The organism is Pseudarthrobacter chlorophenolicus (assembly GCF_000962805.1).
Lineage (GTDB): Bacteria > Actinomycetota > Actinomycetes > Actinomycetales > Micrococcaceae > Arthrobacter > Arthrobacter chlorophenolicus_A.
Genome location: NZ_JZTW01000032.1, coordinates 1 through 20082 on the forward strand (window position 1 = coordinate 1; position 20082 = coordinate 20082).

The window sequence follows — 20082 nt, forward strand, 5'->3', positions numbered from 1 at the left end:
CAAAACCGACAGCCAACACGCCGCCACCGACGTCAAAGACCACGCCACCAACGCCAAAGACACCATCCAAAACACCTAGGCAGGCGCGGCGACTGCACGTCATTCCGTAGGCAATCCATTACACGACAGGCCGGCCCCGCCCACCCGCGGAGCCGGCCTGTCCGGTTTGGCCCCCTGACCGAGAGGACACCTCCATGGCAACTCATGATGCATCCGAAACCAGTACCGCGAAGGCGGGGCAGGCACCGGACCCGAACGATTCCAGGAAACCTGACAGCCCCAAGGAGCTGGACAAGCCGAACTGGAAGTACATCGCCAAGAAGACGCTGCGCGAGTTCAGCAAGGACCAGTGCCCCGACCTCGCTGCTTCCTTGACCTACTACGCGGTCCTGTCGTTGTTCCCGGCCCTGCTGGCCCTGGTGTCCCTGATCGGGCTGTTCGGCGATCCGCAGAAGACCACCGACGCGCTCCTGCAGATCGTCAGCGGGTTTGTCCCGGGCGAGACCGTGGACACCATCGGCGGGGTTGTGAAAGACCTGGCCAACGCCCCGGCGGCAGGATTCACCCTGGTCATCGGCCTGGCCACCGCGCTGTGGTCGGCCTCAGGGTATGTGGGTGCGTTCGGCCGCGCCCTGAACCGCGTGTACGAGGTGGACGAGGGACGCCCGTTCGTCAAGCTGCGCGGCACCATGCTGGCCGTGACAGTGCTCGCGATCGCCATCATCGCCATCCTCGCCGGCATGCTGGTCCTGAGCGGACCGGTGGCAGAGGCCGTCGGCGGCTTCATCGGACTCAGCGGGGTTTTCCTTGCTGTCTGGAACATCGCCAAGTGGCCCGTGATGGTGGCGCTCATCATCGTGATCATCGCAGTCCTCTACTACGCCACGCCCAACGTCAAGCAGCCGAAGTTCAAGTGGATGAGCATGGGGTCGGGCATCGCCCTGGTCGTTTTCCTGCTGGCCTCCCTGGGATTCGGCTTCTACGTGGGTAACTTCGGCAACTACAACAAGACCTATGGCGCCCTGGGCGGCGTGATCGTCATGCTGCTGTGGCTCTGGATCCTGAACATGTCCCTGCTCTTCGGAGCCGAGTTCGACGCCGAGACGGAACGCGGCCGCCAGCTCCAGGCCGGCATCAAGGCAGAGGAGACCATCCAGCTGCCGCCGCGCGACACTAAGAAGAGCGAAAAACTGCAGGCCCAGGAAGAAGAAGACATCAGGCACGGCCGCGAACTGCGTGAGCAGTATGCCGCGGAGAACGGGAACGACGGCGGCGCCGAGGCCACCGGCGCCGGGGAAAATGCGCCCACCGAAACGCACCGGGAACGGGTCCGGGACAAGGTCCGCGACCGCACCACGCACGGCACGCCGGAAGACAATAACCAGGGGAACCAAAGGCACTAGGCAGGACCCCAAAATGGGTGGAAGATTAATCAGGTCCTGAAGAGTTCCCGGGTGCATGAAGCCCGGGGTTAGGCGGGGCCGGCGGTGAGATGGCCTCTTCTGAGACCGAGGCCAGTCCCCCCAGTCGCCGTCGGCCCCCTGGACGGATTCCGCCCGGGCGGGTACCCCACGTGGCCCGGCTACATTGCCCAACAAACAGGCCCGCATAACTGGACAAACTGCTCAGTGCTGAAATACGTTCGTGTTTACCCCGCCACTCAACCAACGTCGGGGCCGCTGAAGCAGACACGGCGGAAATCACGGTCAAACCTTGTGAGCGGATATGCCTGCCAACCATTTTGAAGATTTTCTTGCCGACGCAGTCGTTCCGGCCAAGGAACCCGGCCTCGGTCTCGGCCGCGACGAACTCTACGGCCTGTACACCAGCTGGTGCCTGATCCATAAGGTCCAGCTCCAGCCGCCTGAGGAGCTGTGGACCGCCCTGAAACTGAAGGGCATCGATCCGGATAACAACAACCTCTCCATGACCGGGCCTGCGGCAGCTGACTACATCATTGCCAGCGCACCGGACCTGGTCTGACCGCTAACCGAAAAGGGCTGCCACGTTCTCCGTGGCAGCCCTTTCGTGTTTCTTCCGCCCCAGGTCAGCCCTCCGCGCCGCGCGGGTCCAGCGCGAGGGCGAGGAGGTAGCCGGCGAACCCCCTCGGAGCACGTGCCTCCAGCCTGCCGGAGGTGATGACGCGGTTGCTGTCGGTGGCGGCGATCACCGCGCCTCCGCCGCGCAGCTTCCTGACCAGGCTCCTGTCCTCGCCGGACTCTGCGGCGGGAAATCCGCCGGCGCCCAGATAAGCGGACCCTCGGACACCGAGATTGGCGCCGTAGACGTGGTGATGGTTGTCCTGCAGGCGGTGCCGCGCATGCCACCGCTGCAGCAGCCCCGTGTCCATCCCGTCAGAGTCCGGCTCCACGGAGCCCAGCACAGCGTCCGCGCCGGCTTCAGCCAGTTCCAGTTGGCGGGTGAGCCAGTGCGCGGGAACTCGGGAATCGGCATCGGTGTTGGCGAGCCAGATTTCCGGTGCCGGAACACCAAGGGCTCCGGCTTCGGCCAGGACCGCCCGGTTTCCTTCCCGCCTGCTCCGCCCCACGCTGCGGAAATCAGCTGCCAGGACATTGAAATGGGCATCTGCCGCAGCGAACCGGCCGGCCACGGACGCCGACAGGTCGGTGCAGGCGTCCAGGACCACCAGCACGCGGACGCCCATTCCGGGGCGCTGTTCCTGCAGGAGGCCGACGGCGGCAGCGACGGCCTCGAGTGCGGCGCCCAGGTGCCGCTCTTCGTTGTGGGCCGGGACCACCACGCCAAGATGGCGGATGCGGTGAGCGGTTGGAGCTGTCATTCTGGGGCCGTCCCGGCCGGCGCGGGAGCCACCAGGACCTCCAGGAGAAAATCACGTTCCCGGTACATCCCTGCCTGTCGCCAGCCCAGCCGCTCCCTGGCGAGGGCGTGGACGGATTCGCCATCAAGGTCCCAGCCCGTCACCGGGTGCCTCCAATGGCAAAGCACCAGCGCCCCGCCCGGCTGCATGGCCGCCTCCACCCGATCCCACAGGCCGGCAAGCTCATCGCGGGCCAGGTAGTAGCCCACCTCGGACACCACCATGAGGTCGAAGGAGCCTGCCGGCCAGGCGGACGGGAGCACAGCCTGCTCCACGGTGACGTGGTTAGCCCCCGCCAGCCGCTGCCTCGCGCGTTCCACGGCCACCCCGCTCGCGTCCACCGCAAGCAGGCTCCGGCACCGCGGAGCCAGGTCCGCCGTCAGGGTGCCGATGGAGCAGCCGATTTCCAGTCCTGCCGCGTAGGTGGCCTCCGGCAGGGCCGCCAGCGTCAGGGCACGCTTGCGCTGTTCGTACCAGCTGGAACCGTAATTCCAGGGGTCCTCGGTGCGCTGGTGCACGCGATCGAAAATCTCCGTGGCCTCTCCGCTGCGGTGCGATGGCTCCCCGGGTTTCCGCGGCGCCGTCCAGGCAAACATCTCGAAGCCCCTGGCAAAGTGCCGAAGGAAACCCTCGCTGAGCAGCGCTTCGTCACCGGGCGCGGTCGACAACGGCAGGACCTGTGTGGCGTGGGCAGCCATGGCCCGGGCCTTGGCCTCCCGGGCGGACGGTTCAAGGTGGAACCTCGTCCACTCCCGCCAGTCCGAATCATCCGGGCCAGCCCAGTGCCAGTACCAGATGGGGTATTCAAGCAGGCCGTGGCCGCCCTCCGCTGCAACGTCCGCCGCCACTGCTCCCAGGGCGTCGTGATCGGCGTGCCCGTCGGCACGGTATGGCGCCACGACCACCACGTCCCGGGGTTCGGACGGGGTCCCGGCAACCCCGTCCGCGGCTTGCCGGATTGCGTCGGCGATGACGTCCGCGTGCAGGCCCAGTCCGCGGTCCGGCAGGCCGAGGAAGCGCCACCGGCCGTCCAGTCCCAACTCAGTGAGGGCTGCCGCGAACTCTTCCAGCCGGGCCGCGGCGAGGCGTTCGGGCGTGTGCGTTGTGGAATCAGGGTGCGAACCCTCCCCTGCCGTGCAGAGCAGCACTTCCACGGAAGCCCCCAGCCCGCGCAGGCTCGCTGCCAGGCCTCCCGCGCCAAGGGTTTCGTCGTCGGGGTGGGCGGCGAGGACCACGAAACCAAGGGCGGCCAACTCGCCGCTGTCCAGGGGCAGTTCAGGAGCGGCGGACAATCCCGCTGCCATCCAGGTGGATTCGGCGGTACCCAGGTCCGCGTGGGAAAAGGTCACCATGGGCAGTCACCCTTGATCGTCAGCGAGCCCAACTGGGCGTCATCCCGGTGCCCGTGGTGCTGTCTGACATAGAGGGCAAGGTCGGCCACCCGCTTGGCGTACGCGGCGTCGAACGCCAGTGGTGCGGGGCCCCGGTTGGCCGTCACCAGCTGGAGGACGCGTTCGACGGCGGCGGCAACAGTTCCGCGGACACGCTGGGCCTCGCTCCAGGCGCTGCTGCTCCCGGCCGCGGTTCCGGCGGCGTCCACCCGCTCGGCGGCCCTGGCCAGGTACTGCAGCGCCGAAACGAGGATCCGGTCCGTTTCGCCAAGGGCAGCGAGCGCCAGCTGGTCCGGCTCTCGGCCCGATTCGGCAGCCTTCCGCAGGCCGTCCCGGAAGTCGCGGGCAACACCCACCGCTCCCCCGAGCCAGCACGCTGCCACCCCCATCCCGCCCCACGCAAAACCGGGACGGCTGTGGTACCAGCCGCTGCCGCCCACTGCCGCAGCAGGTACGTGGTCGAAGTGCACCGTGCCGCTGGGGATCTCGCGAAGTCCGCGGGCTATCCATTCCGGTTCCTCCGCCGTAACCCCGGCGTGGCGGAGGTCAACGGCGAACGCCGCCCGGCCGCCGTCGTCAGTGTGCGCGGTGATGACCGCGTGGTCCAGCTGCCCGGCCAGGGAGCACCAGGGCTTTGACCCGTCCAGGACGTAGCCGGTGCCGTCTGCTGTGGCCTGGAGTCGGAGTCCGGGGCCTTCGGCGGCGAAGACACCCCAGGAGCCTTCGCCGGCGTCGGCCACTGCCGAAGCCTGCTTCAGGATTGCCACGGCGTCGAGGTGCGGTTCGTAGACCCGTGCGGCAGCGACGTCGACGGCGGCCACGGAAGCGAGCAGCTCCCACAGCTGGGCGGTGCGGCCTTCGCCCGGCAACGGCCAGGAGCGTCCTGCCGCGACGGCGAACCGAAGCAGCGCGGGAACGTCCCCCGCTGCGCCGCCCACAGCTGAAAGCCCGGGACCATACCGCGCGAGCTGTTCCGCCGTCGAGCTGAGCAGCACGGGCCGGACGTGGCCGCCGCCGGTTTCCGGGTTTCCCTGCAGTGTGCCCCGACTGCTGTCCGGGCTGTCGCGCGCCGCCACCTACTTGCTGGCCGGCTCGGTCACCGCGGCGGAGGGCGCCATGGTTTCGGCGTTGACCATCCAGGCCAGCTGCTCCAGCCGTTCGATGATCGCGTGAAGCACGTCCGCGCTGGTGGGGTCCTCGTCGTCAACGTCGTCGTGGACGTCGCGCATGGTCTTCACTGTCCGCTCCAGCCGGGCGGTGATGAGCTTGACGGTGTCCTTCGTGGAGGTCAGCCCCTCCGGGAATTCAGCCAGGCGGTTGTCCGTTGTGACCGTGCTGCTGCGGCCGTCGGGCAGGGCGTGCAGGGCCCGCATGCGCTCGGCAACTTCATCGGCGAACAACCGTGCCGCCGTGACGATTTCATCAAGTTGCAGGTGCAGGTCCCGGAAGTTGGTTCCCACGACGTTCCAGTGGGCCTGCTTTCCCTGCAGGTGCAGCTCAATCAGGTCCGTGAGGACCATCTGCAGGTTGCTGGCAAGGGTGGGTGATGCCTTCATCGTGTTCCTCCATTGCGGCCTGTCCGGCTGCCCGCCAGCCGAACGCTTATTCTAAGCATACTTATCAATGGAGGATTCGGGCATCCGGGGGCGCTGTCAGGTGATGCGGGCCAGGGCGAAGCCATCCCAGCCCTTGGAGCCCACTGTCTGGATCACGGTGGCATCCAGGCGGGGATGGTCCCCCAGCAAGGTGAGGGCGTCGATGATGCCGGGGGCATTCACTGGATCCATGTCCGGTTCCAGGACCGCCCCTTCCCAGATGGTGTTGTCCAGCACCACGGTGGCTCCGGGCCTGCCCAGCCGGACCGCCCAGTCAAGGTAGCGGCTGTTGTTCTCCTTATCCGCGTCAATGAAGATGAAGTCGAAGGGCTCACGGCCCTCCTCCTCCAGCGCAGCCAGCGTCTCCAGCGCCGGGCCCAGCCGGATCTCCACCTTCTGGCCCAGGCCGGCGAAATCGATATTGGCCCACGCCACCTCGGCGTGCTTGGGAAGGAACTCGCAGGTGACCAGCGTGCCGTTGGCGGGCAGTCCGCGGCCCATCCAGATGGTGCTGAAGCCGGCAAGGGTACCGATTTCCAGGATCCGCCGGGCTCCAGTGAGCTGCACCAGCAGCATCAGCAGCTTGCCCGCATTGGGCGCCACCTCAATGGCCGGCATGCCAGCTTCGGCCGCGGACCGGATGGCCTGCTCCAGCGCGGGGTCCGGGTGGACCACCACCCGTGAGAGGAACTCTTCGGTGGCGATCCATTCCGGCAGGGGCTTGTGCTCGAACATGGGCACAGTTTGGCATGCAGTGATCAGCCGGTCCAGAGGATTCCGGAGCTCGGCAAACTTACCGCACCGGCGGCGCAGGGGGCGGCAAGGCGCTGTTCAGGAGCCGTCTGTCAGCGCCTCTTCGAGCCGGTCCACCTTGGCCGTCAGTTCGCCCGAATAGCCGGGCCGGATGTCGGCCTTGATCACCAGCGAAACGCGGCTGCCGTACCGCCCCACGGCCTCGGTGGCCCGCTTGACGACGTCGAACACCTCATCCCATTCGCCTTCGATGGTGGTGAACATCGAATCGGTCTTGTTGGGCAGGCCCGAGTCGCGGACGATCTTTACCGCGGCAGCAACGGCGTCGTGCACGGAGGCGTCGCCGGGCCGCGACCCTTCGGCGGGAGTACCTGACGGGGCGACTGAAAAGGCAAGGAGCATGGGCCAAGTCTGCCACTGCACGCCACCCGGCAAAATCCGCCCCGGTGGGGCCGCCGTCACAATCAGCTCCTACCCTTCAGTAACGGTGAAGGGTGAATGCTCCGTTGCTAACCTTTTCGCATGAGCCTCGCAGTCGCCCGCAAGCCCCTCCGCGCCGACGCAGCGCGGAATGTGGACAAGATCATCACCGCGGCGCGGCAGTGCTTCCGGGAGTTCGGCCCCGAGGTTCCCCTGCAGACCATTGCCTCCACCGCCGGTGTTGGACCGGCCACCCTTTTCCGGAATTTTGCCGACAAGGAAGAACTCGTCCTGGCCGCACTGAACCGCCAGCTGCGGATTTCGGTGGACCCTGTGGTTGACGGCGCCCTGGCGGATATTGATGCGGCAAACGGGCTGTTCCGGGTATTGGAGTCCCTGATGGACGCCGCCAGCGCGGACGCCAACCTGCTCGGTGCCGTAGCAGGCCGCCGCGAGCTTCTGACCGGCATCACGGGATCCCTGATGGATTCCCTCAGCGTCCTGCTGGTCCGTGGGCAGGGCCAGGGCAGCCTGCGGCAGGACATCTCCATGACGGACATGTTCCGCCTCCTGGCGATGCTGATTTCCGTAGTGGACACCATGGAACCCGGATCGGATGCCTGGCGGCGGCCACTGGCGCTGGTGGAGGACGCCATCAGGTCCACGCGGCCTGCGCGTCCACTCCCCGCCCACATTCCGGTACCGGCTACGGCAACAGCGCAGCAGCCGGGCAGCCTTCGGGGCTGAAGGCTGGCCTCCGGGACTGCGCGTCTTCGAGGTTATCGGCAGGCGTCCTGCCGGCAGTAAGCCTGGCGGCAGGCCAGTCTGCAGACCATTGTGGGGGTTCCAGCCGGTGCCCTAGACTGCACTAAGGGTTACGCAGCCAGCCTCAGTCCTTCCCTTTTGGAGCGACCTATGAAGCATTCCCCCGCGCATTCGGCGCGTTGAAGCGGCATCCCATGAACACTCCCCAGCTTTTCTCCTTCCTCAGCGATCCCCGCGATCCCGAAGAAGTCCTGGCAGCCCTGCCCGCCGAAGACCTGGCCGGCCTGCTGGACCTTCTGTTCCAGGAACTCGATACCGTAGAACCTGCCTTCGGCGCACAGGCCTGGTATGACCTTGCCCTCGAAGAGAGCAACCGCCGGAGCGTCTCGCCGGACGGAGCGGCACACGGCGTGGCTTAATAGCCCGGATCAGCCCGGCCGCTAGGCCCCCTCTTTATCCCGCAGACCTGCCCCTGGATCCCCTGCATCAACTGTGCCTGCGTCAGCCGCGCCTGCAGGGGATGCTCCGGAAGCAGGGGCAACATCGTTTGCGCCCGCCTCGGATAGCGGAGGTTCGCTGTATTCGTTGGGAACGTGGTCCCTGGCCTCGAGCAGATGCTGCTGCAGTTTCTCCTCCGCGTCCCTGCGTCGCCGGGCGGTGTCCCGCAATTCCCTGGTGGATTCCGAGTTGTAGGGTGACCTGTCGGTCATCGGGGGTCCTCCTTCCGGCGGAGCCAGGCATAGGTTTTCGCCGCCGCCGCGTAGCGGGCGGTCTGCTTGCAGTCCGCCCTGGCCAGTTGAGGGCGGCCGCGAAGACGGCTATCCCGCGGCGGCATCCGCGCGGCGCCGGATCTCCCGGTGCACCGCGGCATGCAGTGCCGGTACGGGAGAACCGGGCTCAAGGTCGAGCCCGCGCCTCAGGCTGCCGGCCAGTAACTCCAGGTCTCCGGCCGGGACATCGGACAGCCCGGCGAAGCGGGTGATGAAGTGCTTGGCGGGGAGTCCGGCCCGGCGCCGGGGGTTCTTGCGGTGGGATCTGCCGGTTCTTTCTCCGGCGTGCTGCTGATTTTCCATGGTGGCCGTTCACACGTAATCCAGCGGCCAACTGCATAGCCGAGATCATGATACCGCCGGCTGGGCCCATTTCCTGTGAGCCAGGTCACGTCAGTTCCAGCCGGCCATCCTGAGCAGGGCGGCAGTGCCGGCGCCGACAATAACCACAATCAGGAACGGCGCCCGCAGTGCCAGGGCTATGGCTGCCGCTACCAGCGCTCCCAGGCGGGCGTCTGCGGCAAGCGCCTGCCCCGTGGCTGCAGCGTTCACCACGGTCAGGGAGGCGAGCAGTCCGATGGTCATGGTGCCGGCGATCCGGGACATGCGGGGGTTTTCCAGGAACCGGGCGGGAACGAAGTAGCCCACCAGTTTCCAGGCGTAGGCCAGCACGCAGGACACGAGGATCCAGAGCCAGAGATTCATTGACCGGCCTCCGCGGCGTCGGCGTGCCCGTGCCGACGGTGGCCGCCGTAGGGTTCCACATCGGGTTCGAGGCCCTCATCGCTGCGGCCGTGGCTGAACCAGCCGATCAGGGCCGCCACCAGCGCTGCCACCAGGATGGGCACTCCTGCGGGAACGAACGGCACGGCCAGCACGGTGGCTACGGCGCAGACGGCGGCGATGGCCACCGGTTCCCGGCCTTTCAGGCGCGGCCAGAGCAACGCCAGGAACGCGGCCACTGCGGCGCCGTCCAGCCCCCACTGCTTGGGGTCGCCGAGTCCGCTGCCGGCCAACGCACCTACCGCGGTGAAGAGGTTCCACAGCACGTAGATGCCGATACCCGCCGCCCAGAAGCCGCGGCGCTGCTCGCCAGGATCAGCCTGGCCGGTACTCGTGGCCGTGGACTCGTCGATGGTCAGCTGGGCACCGACGTATTTGCGCCATCCTTCCGGCCGTAAAAGGGCATTGAGCTGCATGCCGTAGATCCCGTTGCGCATGCCCAGGAGGGTGGCCGCACTCATGGCGGCAACGCCGGAACCACCGCCGCCCACCACGCCGATGAACGCGAACTGGGAACCGCCGCTGAACAAGAGCAGGCTCAGGGCCATGGTCTGCCAGAAATCCAGGCCGGAGGCGACGGACAGGGCACCGAAGGACACCCCGTAAAGGCCGGTGGCGATGCTGATGGAGATCCCCACCCGCACGGCGGGGGATGCGGTCAGCTTCACCGCCGGCCATCCGGAGCAGTGTTGCGGAGGCTCCAGGCCCAGGCGATGAGGGGTGCCTGCAGCGGAAGGCGGGCAGTGTGGATCCTCCGCTGGAGTGGGGTCCCTTCCGGACTGTAGGCGCGCCGGAGCGCGTCGGCATGGCCGGCGAGGAACGCCGTGAACATCGCCGCCACGGCAGTGGCAGTGACCTTGCGGGTGGCCGGGATGAGAATCCCGACGGCGGCAGCGGCCTCGATCAGGCCGGACGCGGCGATCCATTCCTCACGGGAAAGGACGGCGAAGGGCCCGTTGGCGACGGTGGGCGCGGTGCCGGGGACGGGGTCCTCACGGCAGAGGTAATCGGGAACCACCTGGCGGTAGAAGCCGGGGCTTCGGAAGTGCTTGCCGGCGCTGGCCAGGAGCAGGGCGCTCATCGCAGCAGCGGACAGGTTTCGTGCAGCCCGGCCGGAGCTGGGGAAAGGCATGGCTCCACTCAACCACAGCGCGGGCAGCGGCAGAAACCACTGTGCACCCCCGTCGTGGACCGGTATGGGGCGGCGCCCCGGCGATCAGTCGTCCCGCGCCACCCATTCCATGGCGGAGCTGCCGTAGGGCGGTGGCGGGCCGGGGTAGTCCAGCGGCTTCCCCTCCACCAGCAGCGGAGGCGTGACGTACCTTAGCTCGCCGTAGGAGCTGGCCACGGTGCGGTATGCCGTCGGCGGCAAAGCCTGCAGCCTGTTCGGGTTCGGCGGAAGCCCGAACAGCTCCTCCGCTGTCCGGGCGAGTGACAGCCGGGCAGATCCACCGGCGCCGCTTTCCTGCCGCCGGGCAAGGAGGGTAACCGCCGCGGCCGCGGCCCCGTAGCCTGTGGCATGGTCCAGGGCCTGGACCGGCAGGGCACCCGGGCGCCATCCGGCGTCGTCCGTCATTCCGTACAGATGGGCGATCCCGCTGGCGGCCTGGACGATGCTGTCGAAGCCGCGCAGCCTGCTCCACGGCCCGTCAGTCCCCCAGCTATTCAAGGTGACCACCGCAAGATCCGGCCGGGCGGCCAGCAACGACGCCGCATCCAGGCCGAAGCGGTCCAGGGAGCCGCTGCGGTAGCCGGTGATCACGACGTCGGCCCCGGCCACCAGGCGTTCCAGCGCGGCGCGGGTGCCGGGCAGGCCGAGGCTGGCCACGGCGCTGCGTTTGCCGAAGGAGGTGTCCACGAACTGGTCGGAAAGTTCGGGCAGCGCCGGCGGGTCGATCCGGAGCACATCTGCCCCCAGCGCCGCCAGCAGCCGCGTGGACACGGGGCCCGCGATGACCCGGGTGAGGTCCAGGACGCGTACCCCGGCCAGCGGCCGGCGCGGATCGCCGCCGGGCCGCGGGATGTCCTTCGGGCCGCTGCCCGTCATGGCGGAAGGAGCAGCCGGACTGTCTTCCGGGTCCGGAGGGTCGAGAAGGATCCACGGCCCGGACGCTGCGGCCCGGCCCATCTCCGAATCCTGCCACTCGGCCCGGGTCCGGACCCCTGCCGCGACTCCGCCAGCGGCCTGGATGGCTGCCTCGGCGTCGAGGGACGTCATAGTACGCAGGACCGCCTCGGCACCATCCGGCGTCGTGGAGCCGAGGGCCTGCATCAGCCGTTGCCGGTGGTGCGGGTAGTTGGCGTGCAGCCGGATCCAGCCGTCCAGGGTGGGCCGGAAACCTGAGAGCGGAGCAAATCCCTGCAAGGGGCGGCCGGCGATCCTCAGGTGCCCCGAGGAGTCGAAGGCGGCAGCGGTACGTTCCGGGCTGGCGGTGTACCTGCCGGCCGCGCCCGTGTAACGGTCCAGCGCGGCGGCCGCGGCACCTACCGCAGCCAAGGCGAGGCCTTCCACATCGAGCGGCCCGCCCCACCAGGTGCGCAGGCCCGTTGCTTCCGCCCTCGCCACGGCTACCGTCCCTGCGAAGGGGCTGCCTGGAGTTGCGAGAGCACCCGTGCGGGGACGTTCGTGGTGACTTCCTGGATCCCCAGCTCCCGGCACAGCGCCACGTCGTCCGCCGAATCCACGGTCCATACCCGGAAGCGCCGCCCGGCCTCCAGCCACTGCCGGATGGTGTCCGGGCGTTCACGGACATAGTCGATGCCCGGCCCTGCAAGCCCTACCAGGCCGGCGTCGAGAATCCGTTCGCCTTCCAGCTGGGTGGCCTTCATGAGGTTGGCGACGGCACCGCCGGTGATCAGGCCGAGGCCCAGTCCACCGCGGATTTCATGGACCGTAAGGTCGTCCACCAGCTGGCAGATGTACTGCGCGGGCACTGACTGCAGCAGGTGCCGGACAGAATCCGGGCTGAAGCTCATGAAGGTCACCGCAACGTTGTCCACCGTGGAGCTTCCGGGGTCCCACCCTTCGCTGCGCAGGACCTCCAGCACGCGGTCTTCCAGTTTGAGCTGGTAGGGGCTGGGGTGCTTGAGCTCGATGGCCAGCTTCACGGGCCGGCCGGCACCCCGGAGGACGTCCAGGAGTTCCGGGAGCGTGAGGAGCTGCTCGGACCGGGCGCCGTAGGTCTCCGGGATGCGGGCGCCTTTCCAGGAGGAGAAGTCCAGCTGCCGCAGTTCGCGGAGGGTCCGCTCGGCCACCGGGCCGGTGCCGTCCGAGGTGCGGTCCAGGTTGGCATCGTGCAGCAGGACGACGTGCTGGTCGCGGGTGAGGTGGACGTCGCACTCCACGCCGTCAGCACCGTCCGCCAGCGCCTGAAGGTAGGCGGCGCGGGTGTGCTCGGCGAAGGCGGCGCTCGAGCCGCGGTGGGCGAAGACCAGCGGCCGCTGCTCCAGGCTGTCCGGAGCAGGCCTGTCCAGAGTGGTCCCGTCAGTTGTCGGCTCGTCAGGTGTCATGGGGACACGGTAGCCGACCCGGTCCGGTCAGCGGGGCTAGGCTTGGCACATGCAGGTGAACTCTGAGCCAACTGCCCGGGAATCCCCTCGCCGCACCGCTCCCCCGGTGCCCGAAGGCGCGAAACCGCAAGCCGCCGTCGTCGGCCATCAACTCAGCGCGGGAGACGCCGAAAAAGCGGCAGCGCTGCGGAAAATGAAGATGCTGGCCCTGAGCCTGCTCATCGCCATGGCCGTGGTCTTCGTTTTCGCGTTCGCGCTGCAGGAAGAGTATCCGTGGCTGCAGTATGTGCGCGCCGCCGCGGAGGGCGGCATGGTGGGTGCGCTGGCTGACTGGTTCGCCGTTACCGCGCTGTTCAAGTACCCCATGGGCATCAAGATTCCGCACACCGCCATCATCCCGCGCCGGAAAGACCAGATCGGTGCGTCCCTGGGCGAGTTCGTGGAGACCAACTTCCTCTCCGAGCAGGTGGTCCAGGACAAGCTGGCCAGCGTGAACATCGCCCGCCGCGCCGGCGAATGGCTCGCCGCGCCCGGCGGCGCGGACCGGGTGGCCAAGGAAGGTGCGGCGGTGATTCGGGGCGCCTTCAAGGTCCTGAACGACGACGACGTCCAGGCGGTCATCGAGGGCATGGTCCGCAAGCACCTGCTCACGCCGCCGTGGGGACCTCCGGTGGGCAGGCTCGCCGAGCGGATCTTCCACGACGGGCACCACCACACCCTGGTGGACCTGCTGGTGGACCGCGCCGCCGACTGGGTGGACGAGAACCACGAGACTGTCTCGCGGCTGGTGTCCGACCGCTCCCCGACGTGGGTACCCCAGTTCGTGGATGGCCTGGTGGGCGACAAGGTCTACGTTGAAATCCTCAAGTTCGCCCGCGCCGTGCAGTCCGATCCCAACCACCAGGTGCGGCAACAGATCGACAAGTACCTCAACGACCTGGCGCAGGACCTGCAGCACGACCCCAAGATGATTGCGCGCGCCGAGGACGTCAAGGCCCAGGTCCTGGGCGATCCCGAGGTTCGGGAGCTGGCCTCGCGGACCTGGGGCACCGTCAAGAACGCCCTGCTCGGCGCCGTGGACGATCCGGACAGCGAACTGACCGTCAAGTTCAAGGCGGCGGTCCGGGACTTCGGTTCGCGGCTGGTGAACGATCCCGAACTCGCCGGCAAGGTCAATACCTGGATCGGTGACGCCGCCGGCTATCTGGTGAAGACCTATCGGTCAGATATCGCCGGGGTCATCACGGACACTGTGGCGCGTTGGGATGCGGAAGAGACCTCGCAGAAGATCGAACTCCAGGTGGGCAAGGACCTGCAGTTCATCCGGATCAACGGCACCGTGGTGGGCTCCCTTGCCGGGCTGCTGATCTTCACGGTGGCGCACCTGATCTTCGGGTAGCCACGTCCGCGCCCCGGGGCCTGGGGTCAGGCGAAGGACTCCAGGCTGACGCCCGCGGCTTCCAGGCCTGCCCGGACACCGGCAGCCATTTCCACGGCTCCCGGGGTGTCACCGTGGATGCACAGGGAATCGGGCCGGACCTGGACCACAGTGCCGTCGGTGGCCACGACTTCGCCCTTCGTGGCCAGCCGGACGGCCCGCTCGACGATCGCGTCGACGTCGTGCAGCACGGCACCCTCCTCGGACCGCGGCACCAGCGTCCCGTCAGCCCGGTAGGCGCGGTCCACGAAGGCTTCGACGAACACGGGGTGCCCGGCTTCCTGCGCCTGCTTGAGCAGCTCGGAACCGGGGAGGCCCAGGATCGGCAGCCCGGGGTCGTACGCGTTGACGGCAGCCACGACGGCGGAGGCCTGCTCGGCGTCGTGGACCAGACGGTTGTAAAGCGCCCCGTGCGGCTTCACGTAGTCCACTGACGCACCCACGGCATGGGCCACGCCGTCGAGCGCACCCAGCTGGTACAGCACGTCGCCGAACAGCTCATCGAAACTCGTGTCCAGGGACCGCCGGCCGAAGCCCGCCAGGTCCCGGTAGCCCACATGCGCACCGACGGTGACGTCGAGTTCGTAGGCCGCACGGCAGCTGTCCAGCATGGTGACGGGATCTCCGGCGTGGAATCCACAGGCCACGTTGGCGCTGGTGACCAGTTGGAACATGCGGGCGTCATCGCCCATGGTCCACGAGCCGAATGATTCGCCGAGGTCAGCGTTGAGATCCAAAAGTGTTGCCTTCCAGCTGGTTGTCCGTGGTCCCGGCTGCCGTGAGCTCGCCGGGCAGGCTGTCCGGCATGGGTCCAAACGCTTCTTTGGCGTTGGCCACCACCGCACGGCCCATCACGAGGTTACCGGCTCCGCCCACAACGGCACCGATCCCGAAGGGCAGTGCCCGGCCCAGGAGCGCAGTTCCCTGGCGTTTGAGGAGGTTCCTGAGGAAGGCTTTCTGGATGCGGTTGCGGATGGTGCTGAAGCCCGGCATCGGCAGTGACTTGGAGAGCACGCTGCCCCACTGCTTGGTGGCCCCCGCGCCGTTCCCGGCAATTTGTCCGCTAAGGGTACCCAGCAGGGCGGTGCCTTCCTCTCCCAGCATGATGGCCATGACCATGGTGCTGGCCTTCTCCGGGTTGGTCAGGCGGATGCCGTGGAGCTCGGCGAGGGAGGTGGCGTACAGTGCGGTTGCTTCGAGGAAACCCACCGTGGCGGCAGCCGAAAGTCCCAGCGACGCGACGGTCCCCACGCCGGGCACGACGGCGGTGGCCCCCACGATTGCGCCGCCGCCGGTGACGGCACGGAGGTAGTCGCGCTCCAGGATGCCGGCCAGCTGGGCCGTCGTGGCCCGGGGGTGCTTCTTTTGCAGCCGGCGGATGTAGGCCAGCACCAGCGGGCGCTGGATTTCCACGGCTTTGAGGAGCATGTTGTGGACGCCGGGCTTGGGCTTGCCGTCCTTGTCAAAGACTGCGTTGTGGGCAGTTTCCTGGGCGATCCGTACTGCTGGGTTGCTGCGCTTAGCCATGGTCACCTTCGTTTCACGTCGAGCTGCAGCGGGTGGCTGCCGTGCTTCTCCATCCTAGATGCAGAAACACTAAGCATGCTGAACTTTGACCCCGATAGCCCTGCACCCTCCGGCTGCAGACAGCACTGCGGCGGGACCCGGCGTGGGTCCCGCCGCAGCGCTGCAGTCAGGAGCTTGTTCGCTGATCAGGACCTTGACGCCCCGGATTCTCGAAGAAGCCTAGGAGCGGGAGCCCCGGGCGGCTTCCTCCTGAACGGACTTTTCGCGGTTCTGCCCTCCGGCTGCCGCCTGTTCATCGGCGCGCAGTTCGGCCCGGAAGACCTCGAAGCGGGCGAGGTGGGCGGGGCGGCGGCGGAGGATGGCCCAGGCCACGCCAAGGATGAGGAACCAGATGGGGCTCACCAGCAGGGCTGCCAGGGTGTCCGGCTGGGTGGTCAGCGCCCAGAGGACGAACGCAAAGAACGCGTAGACCACCCACACGGCGGGGATGCCGCCGGGCATCTTGAACTTCGATGCCTCATGCAGGTGCGGCCGGCGCTTGCGGAAGGCAATGTAGCTGGCCAGGATGACCGACCAGACAAAGATAAAGCAGACGGCGGAGACGGTGGTCACCATCTCGAAGGCCTTGCCAACGTCCTGGCCGGCGTACATGAGCACGACGCCGGAGAGCAGCAGCACGCAGGAAAGGAACAGTGCGTTGCTGGGCACCTTCCTCGAGGACAGGCGGCTGAAGATGCCGGGGGCGTCGCCCTCCTGCGCGAGGCCGAAGACCATGCGGGAGGTGGAGTAGATGCCGGAGTTGGCCGAGGACATGGCCGAGGTGAGGACCACAAGGTTGACCACTGTGGCTGCAGCGCCCAGCCCGGCGAGCGAGAACATGCCAATGAAGGGGCTGTGGCCGGCCGCGAACTGGGTCCAGGGAGTGACGGCCATCAGGATGATCAGGGCGCCCACGTAGAAGAGCAGCACGCGCACGGGGATGGCGTTGATGGCCTTGGGCAGCGTTCGCTCCGGGTTCTTGGCCTCGGCGGCGGTGGTGCCCACCAGTTCGATGCCCACGAAGGCGAACACGGCGATCTGGAAGCCGGCCACGAAGCCCATGAACTCATTGGGGAAGAATCCGCCGTGGCTCCAAAGGTTGGTGAAGCTGGCGGTTCCGGCGTCGCTCTGGAAGCCGGTGAAGATCATGAAGAGGCCCACGATGATCAGCGCCGCGATGGCAATGATCTTGATGAGGGCGAACCAGAACTCGGTCTCACCGAAGGCCTTCACCGTAGCCAGGTTCAGCAGCAGCAGGATGGCCACCGTGGCAAGCCCGGGGATCCACAGCGGCAGGCCCGGCCACAGCTCCTTGGAGTAGCCGGCGATGGCGATAACGTCCGCAATGCCGGTGATCACCCAGCAGAACCAGTACGTCCAACCGGTGAAGAACCCGGCCCAGGGACCCAGGAGGTCGGCGGCGAAGTCGCTGAAGGACTTGTAGTTCAGGTTGCTCAGCAGCAGTTCGCCCATGGCACGCATGACGAAGAAGAGCATGAACCCGATGATCATGTACACGAAGATCACGGAGGGGCCAGCCGCGGAAATGGTCTTGCCGGAGCCCATGAAGAGGCCGGTGCCAATGGCGCCGCCAATGGCAATGAGCTGGATGTGCCGGTTGGTGAGTTGCCGCTCGAGGTGTGGGGGCTCGCTGCGGGCAGCCGCTCCGGCCGCCCCGTTCTGCGGTGGCTCGCCGTTGGAAGCGTGGGGATGAATCGCCATGAGGAACTCCATCGATAAAGCGGCAAATGGGTGCCGCAAAAGTTGGGTTCCTCCCCGCTCTGTAGTGGACCTGAGAGTTTCCGCGGCAGGGCCGCTTGCACCGTCGGTGAGCCAGGAACGAGCCTGGCTGCTTTCCAGAGTTGCCTGTCCGCGGCGGTACATGGGCCTGAGAGTTTCCTGGGGAGGGTTTGCTCCTACGGCGCCTGCTAAATGTACCCGGCAGGACTCTCCCGCCGCAGGTCGAAGGCGATCTTCAATTAGTGGTTGTGTCCAGCCGCCGCACCTTGCCGGGGCAACGCTGGCCCTGGCTGCTCCGAATACGCAGAGCCAGCCGGGACGGTGCCGAACACCGACCCAGTGTGGTGCGGATCACGAAAAAAAGTCAACCTCGGTTGCCTGCACGTCCATCGGGGGCGGTTCTGTGACGGACCGATTTGTTTTTGCTTCAACTAACCTGTACTGTGTGAGCCGAATCACCCACAGTTGAATAGCCTTTCGAGCTGTGACGGGAGAGTCCTCCCGGCATCCACCGGGCAGGCGCCGTAGGAGCAAATCCTCCCCAGGAATCTCTCAGGCCCCCGTACCGTCACAGCGAGGCAACTCTGGAAAGTAACCCGGTTTCGGCCCGGTTCACCGACGGTGCAAGCGAACCCGCCATGCAGGTTCCGCGGAATCTCTCAGGTCCAATACAGAGCGGGGAGGAACCCATCCCATGCCGTGCCACCCTGGCCGGCCAGACCTGGAGTTCCTCATGACGATTCAATCCCTTCCAACCTCGTTCGTTGACCGCCATATCGGCGCGCGCCGGCAGGCCGACGTCGACACCATGCTCAAGGCCGTGGGCTACGACAGCGTCGACGGCCTGGTGGACGTTGCTGTTCCGGCGTCGATCCGCCAGGAAACGGCCCTGAAGCTGCAGGACGCGCTCAGTGAGGTTGAGGTCCTGACAGAGCTGCGCCGCCTTGCCGGCAAGAACAAGACCGCCGTGCAGCTGATCGGCCAGGGCTACTACGACACCGTCACCCCGGCCGTGATCCGCCGCAACATCCTCGAAGCCCCCGCCTGGTACACCGCCTACACCCCCTACCAGCCGGAAATTTCCCAGGGCCGGCTGGAGGCGCTGCTGAACTTCCAGACCATGGTCCAGGACCTCACCGCCCTCCCCGTGGCCAACGCCTCGCTCCTCGACGAGGCCACCGCCGTGGCCGAGGCCGTGCTGCTGATGCGCCGTGCCAACAAAAACAAGGACGCCAAAGACGGCAAGACGGTCCTGGACGCCGACTGCCTGCCGCAGACCATCGCCATCGTCAAGGGCCGCGCCGAAGCGCTCGGTTTCGAGGTGGAGGTCGCCGACCTGTCCAAAGGCCTGCCGCAAGGTGCCATCAACGGCATCGTGCTCCAGCAACCGGGCGTGTCCGGCCGCGTCTGGGACCAGAGCGGCGTTATCGGAGAGGCCAAGGAGCGCGGCGCCCTCGTCACCGTCGCCGCCGACCTGCTGGCGCTGACCCTCATTACCCCTCCAGGAGAGCAGGGCGCGGACATCGCCGTCGGCTCCACCCAGCGCTTCGGCGTCCCGCTGTTCTTCGGCGGCCCGCACGCCGCCTACATGGCGGTCCAGAAGGGCATGGAACGCACCCTCCCGGGCAGGCTCGTCGGAGTCTCCAAGGACAACGCAGGGGTCCCCGCGTACCGCCTGGCCCTGCAAACCCGTGAACAGCACATCCGCCGCGAAAAGGCCACCTCCAACATCTGCACCGCCCAGGCGCTGCTGGCCATCGTGTCTTCCTTCTACGCCGTGTACCACGGCCCGGACGGCCTGAAGGCGATCGCCGAGGACGTCCACCACAAGGCCCGGACCCTGGCCACCGCCCTGACGGCCATGGGCCGCGAGCTGGTTACGGACTCCTTCTTCGACACGCTCACCGTGCGCGTGCCGGGCAAGGCTGCCAAGGTCATCAGCGCCGCCGAAGCGCGAGGCATCAACCTGCGCTTCGTCGACGCGGACACCGTGGGGGTCTCCATCGATGAGACGACGACGGCGGCAACGCTGTCCGCCGTCGCCGTCGCCTTTGGCGCCGGTCCGGTAGGTGACGCGGCAGGCTTCGAACTGCCCGAAACCGTGCTGCGCACGTCCGGTTACCTGGAGCACCCGGTGTTCAACACGCACCGGTCCGAAACCCAGCTGCTGCGCTACATCCGCAAGCTGTCCGACCGTGACCTGGCGCTGGACCGCACCATGATCCCGCTGGGTTCGTGCACCATGAAGCTGAACGCCACCGCCGAGATGGAAGCCATCTCCTGGCCGGAGTTCGCCTCCATCCATCCGTTCGCCCCGGACTCCCAGACCGAGGGCTGGCGTGAACTCATCGCCGGGCTCGAGGCGGACCTGACCGAGATCACCGGGTACGACCAGGTGTCCATCCAGCCCAATGCCGGATCCCAGGGCGAACTCGCCGGGCTGTTGGCGATCCGCGGCTACCACCACTCCCGCGGTGACCAGCAGCGGAACGTCTGCCTGATCCCCGCTTCG

At 67.5% G+C, this 20082-nt stretch carries 22 protein-coding genes and 3 riboswitches; of the genes, 6 read left to right on the plus strand and 16 right to left on the minus strand.

All coding sequences use genetic code 11. The features are described from left to right. Positions 1 to 194 precede the first annotated feature (194 nt). Both UC32_RS19505 and UC32_RS19510 read left to right on the plus strand, forming a co-directional pair. Positions 195 to 1403: a YihY/virulence factor BrkB family protein gene (locus tag UC32_RS19505; RefSeq protein WP_045732831.1), complete on the plus strand. Its 1209-nt coding sequence runs from the start codon at positions 195 to 197 to the stop codon at positions 1401 to 1403. Positions 1404 to 1725: 322 nt separating this feature from the next. Continuing rightward, entirely contained in the window at positions 1726 to 1983 is a 258-nt protein-coding gene (locus tag UC32_RS19510; protein WP_045732832.1) for a hypothetical protein, read from the plus strand. Between the two features lie 64 nt (positions 1984 to 2047). On the opposite strand, the gene UC32_RS19515 is transcribed toward UC32_RS19510, so the two are convergent. The 6 genes from UC32_RS19515 to UC32_RS19540 form a co-directional block, all read right to left on the minus strand. Further along, positions 2048 to 2800, minus strand: coding sequence for a glycosyltransferase family 2 protein (locus UC32_RS19515; protein ID WP_045732833.1), 753 nt, complete (start codon positions 2798 to 2800; stop codon positions 2048 to 2050). Further along, complete coding sequence (locus tag UC32_RS19520) at positions 2797 to 4191, minus strand: bifunctional PIG-L family deacetylase/class I SAM-dependent methyltransferase (protein WP_045732834.1); 1395 nt, start codon at positions 4189 to 4191, stop codon at positions 2797 to 2799. The genes UC32_RS19515 and UC32_RS19520 overlap by 4 nt, the downstream gene beginning before the upstream one ends. After that, positions 4185 to 5225 carry an acyl-CoA dehydrogenase family protein gene (locus tag UC32_RS19525; protein WP_082072234.1) on the minus strand — a complete coding sequence of 347 codons (1041 nt, stop codon included), beginning with the start codon at positions 5223 to 5225 and terminating at the stop codon, positions 4185 to 4187. The genes UC32_RS19520 and UC32_RS19525 overlap by 7 nt, the downstream gene beginning before the upstream one ends. A gap of 81 nt (positions 5226 to 5306) precedes the next feature. Next, positions 5307 to 5786: a Dps family protein gene (locus UC32_RS19530; RefSeq protein WP_045732835.1), complete on the minus strand. Its 480-nt coding sequence runs from the start codon at positions 5784 to 5786 to the stop codon at positions 5307 to 5309. 96 nt (positions 5787 to 5882) lie between these two features. Beyond that, a complete protein-coding gene (locus UC32_RS19535; RefSeq protein ID WP_045732846.1) occupies positions 5883 to 6560 on the minus strand; it encodes an O-methyltransferase in 678 nt (225 codons plus the stop codon). 96 nt (positions 6561 to 6656) lie between these two features. After that, a complete protein-coding gene (locus UC32_RS19540) occupies positions 6657 to 6980 on the minus strand; it encodes a thiamine-binding protein (RefSeq protein WP_045732836.1) in 324 nt (107 codons plus the stop codon). A gap of 120 nt (positions 6981 to 7100) precedes the next feature. Here UC32_RS19540 and UC32_RS19545 point away from each other — a divergent pair, with 120 nt between their 5' ends. Together UC32_RS19545 and UC32_RS19550 are read left to right on the plus strand one after the other, a co-directional pair. Further along, complete coding sequence (locus UC32_RS19545) at positions 7101 to 7745, plus strand: TetR/AcrR family transcriptional regulator (protein ID WP_045732837.1); 645 nt, start codon at positions 7101 to 7103, stop codon at positions 7743 to 7745. A gap of 212 nt (positions 7746 to 7957) precedes the next feature. Continuing rightward, positions 7958 to 8182, plus strand: a complete 225-nt coding sequence (locus tag UC32_RS19550; protein WP_045732838.1) for a hypothetical protein — start codon at positions 7958 to 7960, stop codon at positions 8180 to 8182. A 21-nt stretch (positions 8183 to 8203) separates the two neighbouring features. On the opposite strand, the gene UC32_RS20860 is transcribed toward UC32_RS19550, so the two are convergent. The 7 genes from UC32_RS20860 to UC32_RS19580 form a co-directional block, all read right to left on the minus strand. Then, positions 8204 to 8473, minus strand: a complete 270-nt coding sequence (locus UC32_RS20860; RefSeq protein ID WP_082072233.1) for a hypothetical protein — start codon at positions 8471 to 8473, stop codon at positions 8204 to 8206. Between the two features lie 108 nt (positions 8474 to 8581). Beyond that, positions 8582 to 8836, minus strand: coding sequence for a hypothetical protein (locus UC32_RS19555; RefSeq protein WP_045732839.1), 255 nt, complete (start codon positions 8834 to 8836; stop codon positions 8582 to 8584). A gap of 90 nt (positions 8837 to 8926) precedes the next feature. Further along, positions 8927 to 9238 (minus strand): AzlD domain-containing protein, encoded by a 312-nt coding sequence (locus UC32_RS19560; RefSeq protein WP_045732840.1) that lies wholly within the window; start codon positions 9236 to 9238, stop codon positions 8927 to 8929. After that, positions 9235 to 9984, minus strand: a complete 750-nt coding sequence (locus UC32_RS19565; protein WP_152642673.1) for an AzlC family ABC transporter permease — start codon at positions 9982 to 9984, stop codon at positions 9235 to 9237. The genes UC32_RS19560 and UC32_RS19565 overlap by 4 nt, the downstream gene beginning before the upstream one ends. Beyond that, positions 9981 to 10448: a DoxX family protein gene (locus UC32_RS19570; RefSeq protein ID WP_045732841.1), complete on the minus strand. Its 468-nt coding sequence runs from the start codon at positions 10446 to 10448 to the stop codon at positions 9981 to 9983. Before UC32_RS19570 ends, UC32_RS19565 begins: the two co-directional genes overlap by 4 nt. A gap of 84 nt (positions 10449 to 10532) precedes the next feature. Beyond that, positions 10533 to 11882 carry a CoA transferase gene (locus tag UC32_RS19575; RefSeq protein ID WP_045732842.1) on the minus strand — a complete coding sequence of 450 codons (1350 nt, stop codon included), beginning with the start codon at positions 11880 to 11882 and terminating at the stop codon, positions 10533 to 10535. Between the two features lie 2 nt (positions 11883 to 11884). Continuing rightward, positions 11885 to 12826, minus strand: coding sequence for a glycerophosphodiester phosphodiesterase (locus UC32_RS19580; protein ID WP_235423711.1), 942 nt, complete (start codon positions 12824 to 12826; stop codon positions 11885 to 11887). 49 nt (positions 12827 to 12875) lie between these two features. Between UC32_RS19580 and UC32_RS19585 the strand changes: the two genes are divergently transcribed. Then, positions 12876 to 14225 carry a DUF445 domain-containing protein gene (locus UC32_RS19585; RefSeq protein WP_045732843.1) on the plus strand — a complete coding sequence of 450 codons (1350 nt, stop codon included), beginning with the start codon at positions 12876 to 12878 and terminating at the stop codon, positions 14223 to 14225. Between the two features lie 26 nt (positions 14226 to 14251). Here UC32_RS19585 and UC32_RS19590 read toward each other — a convergent pair whose 3' ends face one another. The 3 genes from UC32_RS19590 to cycA form a co-directional block, all read right to left on the minus strand. Beyond that, entirely contained in the window at positions 14252 to 15001 is a 750-nt protein-coding gene (locus UC32_RS19590) for a LamB/YcsF family protein (RefSeq protein ID WP_045732844.1), read from the minus strand. After that, positions 14985 to 15791 (minus strand): hypothetical protein, encoded by an 807-nt coding sequence (locus UC32_RS19595; protein WP_045732849.1) that lies wholly within the window; start codon positions 15789 to 15791, stop codon positions 14985 to 14987. The genes UC32_RS19590 and UC32_RS19595 overlap by 17 nt, the downstream gene beginning before the upstream one ends. 219 nt (positions 15792 to 16010) lie before the next feature. Further along, positions 16011 to 17552 carry a D-serine/D-alanine/glycine transporter gene (gene cycA, locus UC32_RS19600; RefSeq protein WP_045732850.1) on the minus strand — a complete coding sequence of 514 codons (1542 nt, stop codon included), beginning with the start codon at positions 17550 to 17552 and terminating at the stop codon, positions 16011 to 16013. Between the two features lie 49 nt (positions 17553 to 17601). After that, positions 17602 to 17696, minus strand: a riboswitch (glycine riboswitch). After that, positions 17697 to 17795, minus strand: a riboswitch (glycine riboswitch). Between the two features lie 253 nt (positions 17796 to 18048). Continuing rightward, positions 18049 to 18148: riboswitch (glycine riboswitch) on the plus strand. 155 nt (positions 18149 to 18303) lie between these two features. Here cycA and UC32_RS19605 point away from each other — a divergent pair. Beyond that, on the plus strand, positions 18304 to 20082 hold a 1779-nt coding region (locus tag UC32_RS19605), incomplete at its 3' end, for an aminomethyl-transferring glycine dehydrogenase (protein ID WP_045732851.1).